Origin of the sequence: Enterobacter oligotrophicus, assembly GCF_009176645.1 — a bacterium.
GTDB lineage: Bacteria > Pseudomonadota > Gammaproteobacteria > Enterobacterales > Enterobacteriaceae > Enterobacter > Enterobacter oligotrophicus.
The window spans coordinates 508,310-520,996 of sequence record NZ_AP019007.1 but is presented as its reverse complement, the minus strand read 5'-3'; the positions used below and the strand labels follow the sequence as shown (position 1 = coordinate 520,996).

Annotated in this window: 9 protein-coding genes and 2 tRNA genes; 7 read left to right on the top strand and 4 right to left on the bottom strand. The window is 54.0% G+C overall.

Features of this window, described 5'->3' with window-relative positions; genetic code table 11:
- Positions 1-176 precede the first annotated feature (176 nt).
- The 5 genes from EoCCA6_RS02485 to narI all read left to right on the top strand — a co-directional run bounded on the left by EoCCA6_RS02485 (position 177) and on the right by narI (position 8,615).
- Positions 177-1,574: a NarK family nitrate/nitrite MFS transporter gene (locus EoCCA6_RS02485; protein ID WP_152081329.1), complete on the top strand. Its 1,398-nt coding sequence runs from the start codon at positions 177-179 to the stop codon at positions 1,572-1,574.
- Between the two features lie 381 nt (positions 1,575-1,955).
- On the top strand, positions 1,956-5,699 hold the full coding sequence (locus tag EoCCA6_RS02480; RefSeq protein WP_152081328.1) for a nitrate reductase subunit alpha: 3,744 nt from the start codon (positions 1,956-1,958) through the stop codon (positions 5,697-5,699).
- Entirely contained in the window at positions 5,696-7,231 is a 1,536-nt protein-coding gene (gene narH / locus EoCCA6_RS02475) for a nitrate reductase subunit beta (RefSeq protein WP_152081327.1), read from the top strand. The genes EoCCA6_RS02480 and narH overlap by 4 nt, the downstream gene beginning before the upstream one ends.
- Positions 7,228-7,938: a nitrate reductase molybdenum cofactor assembly chaperone gene (narJ, locus tag EoCCA6_RS02470; protein WP_152081326.1), complete on the top strand. Its 711-nt coding sequence runs from the start codon at positions 7,228-7,230 to the stop codon at positions 7,936-7,938. Before narH ends, narJ begins: the two co-directional genes overlap by 4 nt.
- Complete coding sequence (gene narI / locus EoCCA6_RS02465; protein ID WP_152081325.1) at positions 7,938-8,615, top strand: respiratory nitrate reductase subunit gamma; 678 nt, start codon at positions 7,938-7,940, stop codon at positions 8,613-8,615. The genes narJ and narI overlap by 1 nt, the downstream gene beginning before the upstream one ends.
- A gap of 188 nt (positions 8,616-8,803) precedes the next feature.
- Here narI and EoCCA6_RS02460 read toward each other — a convergent pair.
- The 4 genes from EoCCA6_RS02460 to EoCCA6_RS02445 form a co-directional block, all read right to left on the bottom strand.
- Positions 8,804-8,888 (bottom strand) — tRNA-Tyr (locus EoCCA6_RS02460).
- A gap of 35 nt (positions 8,889-8,923) precedes the next feature.
- Positions 8,924-9,008, bottom strand: a tRNA-Tyr gene (locus EoCCA6_RS02455).
- A 157-nt stretch (positions 9,009-9,165) separates the two neighbouring features.
- Entirely contained in the window at positions 9,166-10,008 is an 843-nt protein-coding gene (gene purU, locus EoCCA6_RS02450; RefSeq protein ID WP_014832256.1) for a formyltetrahydrofolate deformylase, read from the bottom strand.
- Between the two features lie 48 nt (positions 10,009-10,056).
- The gene (locus tag EoCCA6_RS02445; protein ID WP_152081324.1) at positions 10,057-10,515 is read right to left on the bottom strand and encodes a YchJ family protein; all 459 of its coding nucleotides are present in this window, start codon (positions 10,513-10,515) and stop codon (positions 10,057-10,059) included.
- A gap of 105 nt (positions 10,516-10,620) precedes the next feature.
- On the opposite strand from EoCCA6_RS02445, the gene rssA reads away from it, so the two are divergent.
- Both rssA and rssB read left to right on the top strand, forming a co-directional pair.
- Entirely contained in the window at positions 10,621-11,523 is a 903-nt protein-coding gene (gene rssA, locus EoCCA6_RS02440; protein ID WP_152081323.1) for a patatin-like phospholipase RssA, read from the top strand.
- 92 nt (positions 11,524-11,615) lie between these two features.
- On the top strand, positions 11,616-12,629 hold the full coding sequence (gene rssB, locus EoCCA6_RS02435) for a two-component system response regulator RssB (RefSeq protein ID WP_152081322.1): 1,014 nt from the start codon (positions 11,616-11,618) through the stop codon (positions 12,627-12,629).
- Positions 12,630-12,687 lie beyond the last annotated feature (58 nt).

Here is a 12,687-nt window from a genome sequence, read left to right as displayed (position 1 = left end):
CCAGGACGCTTCAGCACCGTGAAAAACCACACCTTTTTTGCATAAAATCCCTACCCACTAAGGGTGATGGCGTTTTTTTCGTCGCCAAACCCTCCACTTTTCCTTTGATTTATATCAACTTACCGCCGCCCTAAAACCCTAATGTTTGCAGCATCATTCGAGAATCAGAGGTGTCTATGAGTCACTCATCCGCTCCCGAAAGGGAAAACGGTGGCGTTATTACTGAATGGCGTCCGGAAGATCCGGCGTTCTGGCAACAGCGCGGTCATCGTGTAGCAAGTCGTAATCTGTGGATTTCCGTTCCATGTTTGTTGTTAGCGTTTTGCGTATGGATGTTGTTTAGTGCGGTCGCGGTGAATCTGCCGAAAGTCGGCTTTACCTTTACCACCGATCAGCTGTTTATGTTGACCGCGCTGCCGTCGTTATCGGGTGCACTGCTGCGCGTGCCTTACGCATTTATGGTGCCGGTGTTTGGCGGCCGTCGCTGGACGGCGTTCAGTACCGGTATCATGATCGTGCCTTGCGTGTGGCTCGGCTTCGCCGTCCAGGATACCTCCACACCGTTTAGCGTGTTCGTGATTATCTCCCTGCTGTGCGGTTTTGCCGGTGCAAACTTCGCGTCCAGCATGGCAAACATCAGCTTCTTCTTCCCGAAAGCGAAGCAGGGTGGTGCGCTGGGTATCAACGGCGGTCTGGGTAACATGGGCGTGAGCGTGATGCAACTGATTGCCCCGCTGGCGATCTCTGTCTCCATCTTCGCAGCCTTTGGCGGCGGTGGCGTTGAGCAGCCGGATGGTTCTTCTCTGTTCCTGCAGAACGCAGCCTGGATTTGGGTGCCGTTCCTGGTGGTATTCACCCTCGCGTCCTGGTTCTTTATGAATGACCTGTCCGCGTCGAAGGCTTCCCTGAGCGAGCAGCTTCCGGTGCTGAAACGCGGCCACCTGTGGGTGATGGCGCTGCTGTATCTGGCCACATTCGGCTCGTTCATCGGTTTCTCTGCGGGCTTTGCCATGTTGTCAAAAACGCAGTTTCCGGAAATACAGATCCTGCATTTTGCCTTCTTCGGTCCGTTTATTGGTGCACTGGCACGCTCCCTCGGCGGTATGGTCTCTGACCGTCTGGGCGGGACGCGCGTGACGCTGGTGAACTTCGTGGTGATGGCTGTCTTCTGTGCGCTGTTGTTCCTGACGCTGCCAGGCGAGGGTCAGAGTGGTAATTTCATCGCCTTCTTCGGCGTCTTTATGGTGCTGTTCCTGACGGCCGGGCTGGGTAGTGCGTCGACTTTCCAGATGATTTCTATCATCTTCCGCAAGCTCACAATGGATCGCGTGAAAGCACAGGGTGGCACTGAAGAACAGGCGATGCGTGAAGCAGCGACCGATACTGCAGCGGCGCTGGGCTTTATCTCTGCCATTGGCGCGATTGGCGGCTTCTTTATTCCAAAAGCGTTTGGTATCTCACTGGACCTGACCGGTTCTCCGGCAGGGGCAATGAAAGTATTCCTCGTCTTCTATATCGCCTGCGTTGTGATTACGTGGCTGGTATATGGCCGTAATACCAAGAAAAACAAGTAAGTTTGATTATCCGTTTGCGCGGCCTTTGGGCCGCGCTTTTTTTATGCGTAAAGTAGTTACAACATACTTATCGGTGCTGCACCTGTTTTGAACCTCTGACACTGTGATCGCCATCGCTTTGCAGCTGTCTCTACCCCTTAATACCTAAGATGTTAAAAAAAGCCGTACTGTTTGTACGATAAATGGATTTTACCCTTATAAATCATAAAGATAAAAAATAGAAAAATATACCGCTTAAGTGGTAGCACATGTAATACCACGACGCGAAGAGCCTCTTTGCCTTGATCGTTATCAATTCTCGTCATCTATCAGGGCGTTACCTTCGCTGCAAATCAGCAATGTCGATTTAGAGAGCCACAGGCTCCACACAGGAGATACCCGATGAGCAAATTTTTGGACCGGTTTCGCTACTTCAAACAGAAGGGTGAAACTTTTGCCGATGGGCACGGCCAGGTTCTGGAGACTAACCGGGACTGGGAAGACGGTTACCGTCAGCGCTGGCAGCATGACAAAGTTGTCCGTTCTACCCACGGCGTAAACTGCACTGGCTCTTGTAGCTGGAAGATTTTCGTTAAAAACGGTCTGGTGACCTGGGAAATGCAGCAGACCGACTATCCGCGCACTCGCCCGGATATGCCAAACCACGAACCGCGCGGCTGTCCGCGTGGTGCCAGCTACTCCTGGTATCTCTACAGCGCTAACCGTCTGAAATACCCACTGATGCGTAAACGCCTGATGAAAATGTGGCGTGAAGCGAAAGTTCAGCACAGCGATCCGGTTGATGCCTGGGCATCCATTATCGAGGATGCTGACAAAGCGAAAAGTTTTAAACAAGCTCGTGGCCGCGGTGGTTTTGTCCGTTCTTCCTGGAAAGAGGTGAACGAACTGATTGCCGCCTCTAACGTCTATACCGTCAAAACTTACGGCCCGGACCGTGTCGCAGGCTTCTCGCCAATTCCGGCGATGTCGATGGTCTCTTACGCTTCCGGTGCTCGCTATCTGTCGCTGATCGGCGGCACTTGTCTGAGCTTCTACGACTGGTACTGTGACCTGCCGCCAGCCTCTCCGCAGACCTGGGGCGAACAGACCGATGTGCCTGAATCTGCAGACTGGTACAACTCCAGCTACATCATTGCCTGGGGTTCTAACGTTCCGCAGACCCGTACCCCAGACGCCCACTTCTTCACTGAAGTCCGCTATAAAGGCACCAAAACCGTTGCAGTGACCCCGGATTACGCAGAAATCGCCAAACTGTGCGACCTGTGGCTGGCTCCGAAGCAAGGGACCGATGCCGCGATGGCGATGGCAATGGGCCACGTCATGCTGCGTGAATTCCACCTGGATAAACCAAGCCAGTATTTCACCGACTACGTGCGCCGCTATACCGACATGCCGATGCTGGTGATGCTGGAAGAGCGTGATGGTTACTATGCCGCGGGCCGCACACTGCGTGCAGCCGATCTGGTAGACGCACTGGGTCAGGAAAACAATCCAGAGTGGAAAACCGTCGCCTTTAACAGTCATGGCGAGCTGGTAGCACCAAACGGCTCTATCGGTTTCCGTTGGGGCGAGAAGGGTAAATGGAACCTGGAGCAGCGTAACGGCACCACGGGTGAAGAGACTGAACTGCGTCTCAGCATGCTGGGTAGCCAGGACGACATCGCTGAAGTCGGCTTCCCGTACTTCGGCGGTGAAGGTTCTGAACACTTCAATAAAGTTGAACTGCAAAACGTCCTGATGCACAAACTGCCGGTGAAACGCCTGCAGCTGGCGGATGGGTCTACGGCGCTGGTGACAACCGTTTACGACCTGACCATGGCCAACTATGGTCTGGAACGTGGCCTGAACGACGAAAACTGCGCAACCAGCTACGACGAAGTGAAAGCGTATACGCCGGCGTGGGCGGAGAAAATCACGGGCGTACCGGCGGCACAGATCACCCGTATCGCACGTGAATTTGCGGAAAACGCAGATAAAACTCACGGTCGTTCGATGATTATCGTGGGTGCCGGTCTGAACCACTGGTATCACCTCGATATGAACTATCGCGGCCTGATCAACATGCTGATCTTCTGCGGCTGTGTGGGTCAGAGCGGCGGCGGCTGGGCGCACTATGTGGGCCAGGAAAAACTGCGTCCGCAAACCGGCTGGCAGCCGCTGGCGTTTGCCCTTGACTGGCAGCGTCCGGCGCGTCACATGAACAGCACCTCTTACTTCTATAACCACTCCAGCCAGTGGCGCTACGAGACGGTAACCGCGCAGGAATTGCTGTCACCGATGGCAGATAAATCCCGCTACAGCGGCCATCTGATTGATTTCAACGTTCGCGCTGAACGTATGGGCTGGCTGCCGTCTGCGCCTCAACTGGGTACTAACCCGCTGCGCATCGCGGAAGAAGCGAAAAAAGCAGGCATGACGCCGGTGGATTACACCGTTAAATCCCTGAAAGACGGCTCAATCCGTTTCGCGGCTGAACAGCCGGAAAACGGTAAAAACCATCCGCGCAACCTGTTTATCTGGCGCTCTAACCTGCTGGGTTCGTCCGGTAAAGGCCACGAGTACATGCTGAAATACCTGCTCGGTACTGAAAATGGTATCCAGGGTAAAGATCTCGGCAAACAGGGCGGCGTGAAGCCTGAAGAAGTGGAATGGAAAGACAACGGGCTGGACGGCAAGCTGGATCTGGTGGTGACGCTGGACTTCCGTCTGTCGAGCACCTGCCTGTACTCCGACATCGTGCTGCCAACCGCGACCTGGTACGAAAAAGACGACATGAATACCTCGGATATGCATCCGTTTATTCATCCGCTGTCGGCTGCTGTTGACCCGGCATGGGAATCCAAAAGTGACTGGGAGATCTACAAAGACATCGCGAAGAAATTCTCCGAGGTCTGTGTGGGTCACCTGGGTAAAGAGACCGACGTGGTTACGCTGCCAATCCAGCACGACTCTGCCGCCGAACTGGCGCAGCCGCTGGACGTGAAAGACTGGAAGAAAGGCGAGTGCGACCTGATCCCTGGCGTTACTGCGCCGCATATTATTCCGGTTGAACGCGACTATCCGGCCACTTACGAGCGCTTTACCTCTATCGGCCCGCTGATGGAGAAAATCGGTAACGGCGGGAAAGGCATTGCCTGGAACACCCAGAGCGAAATGGATCTGCTGCGTAAGCTCAATTACACCAAAGCAGACGGCCCGGCTAAAGGCCAGCCAATGCTGAACACGGCAATTGATGCGGCAGAGATGATCCTGACTCTGGCTCCTGAAACCAATGGCCATGTGGCGGTAAAAGCGTGGGCGGCGCTGAGTGAATTCACTGGCCGTGATCATACGCATCTGGCAACGAATAAAGAGGAAGAGAAAATTCGCTTCCGCGATATTCAGGCGCAGCCACGCAAAATTATCTCCAGCCCGACCTGGTCTGGCCTGGAAGATGAGCATGTCTCTTATAACGCCGGTTACACCAACGTTCACGAGCTGATCCCATGGCGTACCCTGTCCGGTCGTCAGTCTCTGTATCAGGATCACCAGTGGATGCGTGACTTCGGTGAAAGCCTGCTGGTTTATCGTCCGCCAATCGACACCCGTTCGGTGAAAACTGTGATGGGCAAGAAATCCAACGGTAACCCTGAGAAGGCGCTGAACTTCCTGACGCCGCACCAGAAGTGGGGTATCCACTCCACCTACAGCGACAACCTGCTGATGCTGACGTTGTCCCGCGGTGGCCCGATTGTGTGGATGAGTGAAGCGGACGCTAAAGATCTGGGTATCGAAGATAACGACTGGATCGAGGTGTTCAACAGCAATGGTGCGCTGACGGCGCGTGCGGTGGTGAGCCAGCGTGTACCTGCCGGGATGACCATGATGTACCACGCGCAGGAACGTATCGTTAACCTGCCGGGGTCTGAAATCACCGAGCAGCGCGGCGGTATTCACAACTCCGTGACCCGTATTACACCTAAGCCAACCCATATGATCGGCGGCTATGCGCAACTGGCCTACGGCTTTAACTACTACGGCACCGTAGGATCTAACCGCGATGAGTTCGTGGTGGTACGTAAGATGAAGAATATTAACTGGTTAGACGGCGAAGGTAATGACCAGGTACAGGAGAGCGTAAAATGAAAATTCGTTCACAAGTCGGCATGGTGCTGAATCTGGATAAATGCATCGGCTGTCATACCTGCTCAGTCACCTGTAAAAACGTCTGGACCAGCCGTGAAGGTATGGAATACGCCTGGTTCAATAACGTGGAAAGTAAACCTGGCACCGGCTTCCCGACCGACTGGGAAAATCAGGAGAAGTGGAAGGGCGGCTGGATACGTAAAATCAACGGCAAGCTGCAGCCGCGCATGGGTAACCGCGCGATGCTGCTGGGTAAAATCTTTGCTAACCCGCATCTGCCGGGTATCGACGATTATTACGAGCCGTTTGACTACGACTACCAGAATCTGCATAACGCGCCGGAAAGCAAACACCAGCCGATCGCGCGTCCTCGCTCGCTGATCACCGGTCAGCGCATGGACAAGATCACCAGCGGTCCAAACTGGGAAGAGATCCTGGGTGGTGAGTTCGAAAAACGCGCCAAAGACCAGAACTTCGAAAACATGCAGAAGGCGATGTACGGCCAGTTCGAAAACACCTTCATGATGTATCTGCCGCGTCTGTGTGAGCACTGCCTTAACCCGGCGTGCGTCGCGACCTGCCCGAGCGGTGCTATCTACAAGCGTGAAGAAGACGGCATCGTCCTGATCGACCAGGACAAGTGCCGCGGCTGGCGTATGTGCATTACCGGTTGCCCGTACAAAAAAATCTACTTCAACTGGAAGAGCGGCAAATCAGAGAAGTGTATTTTCTGTTATCCACGTATTGAAGCCGGGATGCCAACCGTCTGCTCCGAGAGCTGCGTAGGGCGTATTCGTTACCTCGGCGTGCTGCTGTATGACGCGGATGCGATTGAAAATGCGGCCAGCACCGAGAACGAGAAAGATCTGTATCAGCGCCAGCTGGACGTGTTCCTTGATCCAAACGATCCGAAGGTGATTGAGCAGGCGCTGAAAGACGGCGTACCGCAGAGCGTGATCGACGCGGCACAGCAGTCTCCGGTGTACAAAATGGCGATGGACTGGAAGCTGGCCCTGCCGCTGCATCCGGAATACCGCACGCTGCCGATGGTCTGGTACGTGCCGCCTCTGTCTCCGATTCAGTCTGCCGCTGATGCAGGCGAACTGGGCAGCAACGGCATTCTGCCGGATGTGGAAAGCCTGCGTATCCCGGTTCAGTACCTGGCGAACCTGTTGACCGCAGGCGATACCCAGCCGGTGTTGCTGGCGCTGAAACGTATGCTGGCGATGCGTCATTTCAAACGTGCGGAAACCGTTGACGGTGTTAACGATACCCGTGCGCTGGAAGAGGTTGGGCTGACCGAAGCGCAGGCGCAGGAGATGTACCGTTACCTGGCGATTGCGAACTACGAAGACCGCTTCGTGGTGCCGAGCAGCCACCGTGAGCAGGCCCGCGAAGCCTTCCCGGAACAAAGAGGTTGTGGCTTTACCTTTGGCGACGGTTGCCACGGGTCAGACAGCAAATTCAACCTGTTCAACAGCCGCCGCATCGACGCCATGGATGTGACCAGCAAAACGGAGCCGCACCAATGATTGAACTCGTCATTGTTTCGCGTCTGCTCGAGTACCCGGATGCTGCGCTTGCGCAGCATCAACAGGAACTCTTCGATGCACTCGCGTCATCTGAAAACCTGGATAAAGAGGATGCCCAGAAACTGGGCGTTTTCCTCCGCGACCTGTTAGCGCGCGATCTGCTCGATGCGCAGGCGGATTACAGCCAGCTGTTTGACCGTGGCCGCGCTACCTCACTGCTGCTGTTTGAACACGTTCACGGTGAGTCCCGCGACCGTGGTCAGGCGATGGTAGACCTGATGGCCCAGTACGAGCAGCACGGCCTGCAGCTCGACAGCCGTGAGCTTCCAGACCACCTGCCGCTGTACCTGGAATATCTGGCACAGCTGCCAAAAGAAGATGCCCTTGGCGGTTTGCAGGACATCGCGCCGATTCTGGCGTTGCTCAGCGCGCGTCTTCAGCAACGTGAGAGCCGCTACGCAGTGCTGTTCGACCTGCTGGTGAAGCTGGCAAACGCCTCGGTCGACAGTGAAAAAGTAGCGGAAAAAATTGCGGATGAAGCCCGCGACGACACACCGCAGGCACTGGATGCGGTCTGGGAAGAAGAGCAGGTGAAATTCTTTGCTGACCAGAACTGTGGCGAGTCGGAAATCTCGGCTCACCAGCGTCGTTTTGCCGGAGCGGTTGCTCCGCAATATCTGAATATCTCTAACGGAGGACAGCAATAATGCACTTCCTGAATATGTTCTTCTTTGACATCTACCCGTATATTGCGGGCACCGTATTCCTGGTGGGAAGCTGGCTGCGTTATGACTACGGCCAGTACACCTGGCGTGCTGCCTCCAGCCAGATGCTGGATCGCAAAGGAATGAACCTGGCATCCAACCTGTTCCATATTGGCATTCTGGGGATTTTCGCCGGTCACTTCCTGGGCATGCTGACGCCTCACTGGATGTATGAATCCTTCCTGCCTGTCGAAGTGAAGCAGAAAATGGCGATGATCGCTGGTGGTGCCTGTGGTGTGATGACGCTGGTGGGTGGCCTGCTGCTGTTGAAACGCCGCCTGTTCAGCCCGCGCGTTCGTGCTACCACCACCGGAGCGGACATTCTGATTTTGTCCTTGCTGATGGTTCAGTGCGCGCTGGGTCTGCTGACCATTCCGTTCTCCGCGCAGCATATGGACGGCAGCGAAATGATGAAGCTGGTTGGCTGGGCGCAGTCTGTGGTGACTTTCCACGGCGGTGCGTCTGAGCATCTGGACGGTGTGGCATTTGTCTTCCGCGTGCACCTGGTGCTGGGCATGACGCTGTTTGTATTGTTCCCGTTCTCCCGTCTTGTGCACATCTGGAGCGCACCGGTGGAGTACCTGACGCGCAAATACCAGATTGTGCGCGCACGTCGCTAATCCGCTGTTTTGATACTGGCCCCGCATTTGCGGGGTTTTTTTTGTCCTGGCTCGGGGCGTTTAGCGCGGATGTCTCTGTCAGGTGCCGGATGGCGGCTACGCCTTACCCGACCTGCAACGGAAGCTCGGCTTTGTTTTAGCCAGGGAAAACGGTACAGAAATTACAAAGTGGAATTTTACAAAAGAGATGGTGGTGGGGGAAGGATTCGAACCTTCGAAGTCGATGACGGCAGATTTACAGTCTGCTCCCTTTGGCCGCTCGGGAACCCCACCAGGGGTAATTCATATTTTGAGGTAACGCTGAGAGATGGTGGTGGGGGAAGGATTCGAACCTTCGAAGTCGATGACGGCAGATTTACAGTCTGCTCCCTTTGGCCGCTCGGGAACCCCACCACGGGGTAATGCTATTAACTGGCCTGCTTCCTGCTGGAAGCGGGGCGCATCATATCAAATGACGCGCCCCTGTAAAGCATTCCTTTAGGAAAATGAAGCCGTTTGCCTGCTTTTTGTTCGTAAAGACGCAAAGCTAATCAGTTCATTTTCCGAAGGATTAAAGAATAATCGTTCTGTTACCATAGACGAAGACCCGCTGTGCCAGAACCTGATACAACGCGCGGCTCAGTACGTTCTTTTCAACGTCACGCCCGGCACGCATCATATCTTCCGCCGTATAGGTATGATCCACATGAATCACATCCTGCATAATGATTGGGCCTTCATCCAGATTGTCATTCACGTAATGCGCCGTCGCACCGATGATCTTCACGCCGCGCTCGTATGCCTGGTGGTAAGGACGCGCACCAATAAAGGCAGGCAGGAATGAATGGTGAATATTGATAATCTTGTTCGGGAATCTCGCCACAAAAGAAGGTGTGAGCACGCGCATATATTTTGCCAGCACCACATAGTCAGGGTTGTGCGCTTCAATAGCCTGTGCCATCAGGTTGTCGTGTTCTTCGCGGGTATGGCCTTCATGGCTCACCAGTTCAAACGGAATGTCGAAACGCTCAACCAGCGTACGCAGCGTCTCATGGTTACCGATAACGGCGGCGATTTCGACGTCCAGGCCGCCATAGTTTGCTTTCATCAGCAGGTCGCCCAGGCAATGGGCCTCTTTGGTCACCAGAATCACAATACGACGACGGCCCGCAGGCGTCAGTTCACGTACTGAGCCTTCCGGCAGGGCGCTGTCCAGATCGGCAAGCAGGGTGGTGTCGTTGAAAATGCCTTCCAGCTCGGTACGCATGAAGAAACGGCCAGTACGGTGGTCAACGAACTCGTTGTTCTGCACGATATTCAGTTCATGCTTGTAACAAATGTTGGTAATTCGTGCGATAAGCCCTTTTTGGTCGGGACAAATGGTGCGCAGAACTTTACGTTGTAGTGATTGCATCGCCGGGAAATCCTGTTTGAGTATTTGCGAAGTCTGAGTTGTCAGGCATTACTGCCCGCAACACTTTTTAAATTTTTTACCTGAACCGCAGGGGCAGGGATCGTTACGACCGAATTGAGGACGCGTACCGTCAATATAATACCATTGCCCGCTTTCCTTTAAGAACCGGGAACGTTCGATAATTGCTCCCGGTTTATTCTGTTCGCTAAACCGGGCAACAAAGCTCACGTAGCCTTCATTGTTGTCTCGGCCAGGAGCAGACTCAAACACGGTAAGCCCGAGCCATCGGGTGTTGGCGAACCCGGTTTCAATATCTTGCCGAAAATCGGCAGCGTGGCACGATGGGTGCCAGGTTTTAATCAGGTAGTCTGCGTCGCGGATCACAAAAGCAGTATATCGTGAACGCATAAGGTGTGACGGGTCTGGTGCAACCTGCTCGCCAGAAAGATATCGCTGGCAACATAGGCTATACTCCAGAGCGCTACCGCAGGGGCAGAGTTGAGACACGATTCTCTTCCTGGAACAAAAATTAACTTTTAAGGTAGCACCATGTTAACTGAGCAGTTGCGTTGACGCTATGTCTGGAATCCAGGGGAAGTTTAAGCAGGGCTAATGAGAAAGGTAAAAATAGGTCTGGCGCTTGGCTCAGGTGCAGCCAGGGGCTGGTCACATATTGGCGTTATCAATGCCTTAAAACAGATGGGAATCGACATTGATATCGTTGCAGGGTGTTCAATTGGTTCGCTGGTTGGGTCTGCATACGCGTGCGGTAAGCTCCCGGAGCTTGAACGTTGGGTTCGCTCGTTCAGCTACTGGGATGTCCTGCGCCTGATGGATCTCTCCTGGCAGCGTGGTGGCCTGCTACGTGGCGAACGTGTGTTTAATCAGTTTCGTCAGATAATGCCTCTTGATGACTTTCGTCATTGTCAGATGCCCTTCGGAGCCGTGGCAACGAACCTTAGTACGGGCAGAGAGTTATGGCTCACCGAGGGAGATATTCACCTCGCTGTGCGCGCATCCTGCAGCATACCGGGTCTGATGGCTCCTGTGCCGCATAACGGTTACTGGTTAGTGGATGGCGGGGTAGTGAACCCGGTGCCTATTTCACTGACACGCGCAATGGGCGCGGATATCGTCATCGCCGTGGATTTGCAACACGATGCTCACCTGATGCAGCAAGACCTCATGCCGGTCAACCTCCATAGTGATGATGCAGAGGGGGAGCGGCTCGCCTGGCATGAACGCTTACGCGGAAGAATAGGGCGTATGGCTGCAAAACGTGCCATCACTGCGCCGACCGCAATGGAAATAATGACCACCTCTATTCAGGTGCTTGAGAATCGCCTGAAGCGAAACCGTATGGCCGGAGATCCGCCAGATATTCTGATTCAGCCATATTGTCCGCAAATCTCTACCCTTGATTTCCATCGGGCCGAGGCCGCCATCGCAGCGGGCTCGTTAGCCGTCGAAAAGAAAATAGATGAACTGTTGCCATTTGTGCGGACAGCACTTTAAGCATCCTTTTTTTGATTACTTCAGCAAAATCTGACAGGCGATAGTACCGATAGCATGCCACTATTGAGTAACTGTCAGCCAGGGGAGGAACTATGACGCAGCCATTGGCCGGAAAACACATTTTGATAGTTGAAGACGAGCCCGTTTTCCGATCGCTGCTGGATTCGTGGTTATCCTCGCTGGGCGCAATTACGTCGCTTGCTGAAGATGGCATTGATGCGCTGGAGAAAATGGTCAGTATCACTCCTGATTTGATGATCTGCGATATTGCCATGCCGCGCATGAACGGTCTTAAGCTGGTTGAGCACCTGCGTAATGAAGGCGACCAGACGCCAATACTGGTGATTTCTGCGACGGAGAATATGGCGGATATCGCTAAGGCGTTGCGGTTGGGTGTGCAGGACATTCTGCTGAAGCCCGTTAAGGATCTCAGCCGTTTGCGTGAAACCGTACTGGCCTGCCTGTATCCCAATATGTTCAATTCCCGTGTCGAAGAAGAAGAACGCCTTTTCCAGGACTGGGATGCCTTAGTCAGCGATCCCCCCGCGGCCGCGAAATTATTGCAAGAGCTTCAGCCGCCAGTGCAGCAAAATATTTCGCATTGCCGAGTGAATTATCGCCAGCTGGTAGCGGCCGATCAGCCTGGCCTGGTGCTGGATATTGCCCCGTTGTCAGATACCGATTTGGCATTTTATTGTCTGGACGTCACGCGAGCAGGGGATAATGGCGTATTAGCGGCGTTATTACTTCGCGCACTCTTTAATGGACTGCTGCAGGAGCAGTTATCCCATCAGGGACAACGGCTTCCTGAGTTAGGAAGTTTGCTGAAACAAGTTAACCAACTTTTTCGCCAGGCCAATTTGCCAGGACAGTTTCCGCTTTTGGTTGGTTATTACCATAGCGGGCTGAAAAATCTCATCCTTGTCTCTGCGGGTTTAAACGCCTCACTGAATACCGGTGAACATCATATTCAGGTGAGTAACGGTGTACCGCTGGGAACATTGGGCACGGCGTATCTCAATCAAATTAGCCATCGTTGTTCGTCCTGGCAGTGTCAAATTTGGGGGGCAGGAGGGCGGTTACGCTTAATGTTGTCCACGGAATAAGCAGTCAGATTTTATTAATCAGATTGCTTTACCTGTGTTTTGGCGGCAGTGCTACTAT

Excerpts from the sequence above, each read along its gene's own strand:
- EoCCA6_RS02485 (WP_152081329.1), top strand. The coding sequence starts at position 177 with ATGAGTCACTCATCCGCTCCCGAAAGGGAAAACGGTGGCGTTATTACT.
- EoCCA6_RS02480 (WP_152081328.1), top strand. The coding sequence starts at position 1,956 with ATGAGCAAATTTTTGGACCGGTTTCGCTACTTCAAACAGAAGGGTGAA.
- narH (WP_152081327.1), top strand. The coding sequence starts at position 5,696 with ATGAAAATTCGTTCACAAGTCGGCATGGTGCTGAATCTGGATAAATGC.
- narJ (WP_152081326.1), top strand. The coding sequence starts at position 7,228 with ATGATTGAACTCGTCATTGTTTCGCGTCTGCTCGAGTACCCGGATGCT.
- narI (WP_152081325.1), top strand. The coding sequence starts at position 7,938 with ATGCACTTCCTGAATATGTTCTTCTTTGACATCTACCCGTATATTGCG.
- purU (WP_014832256.1), bottom strand. The coding sequence starts at position 10,008 with ATGCAATCACTACAACGTAAAGTTCTGCGCACCATTTGTCCCGACCAA.
- rssA (WP_152081323.1), top strand. The coding sequence starts at position 10,621 with ATGAGAAAGGTAAAAATAGGTCTGGCGCTTGGCTCAGGTGCAGCCAGG.
- rssB (WP_152081322.1), top strand. The coding sequence starts at position 11,616 with ATGACGCAGCCATTGGCCGGAAAACACATTTTGATAGTTGAAGACGAG.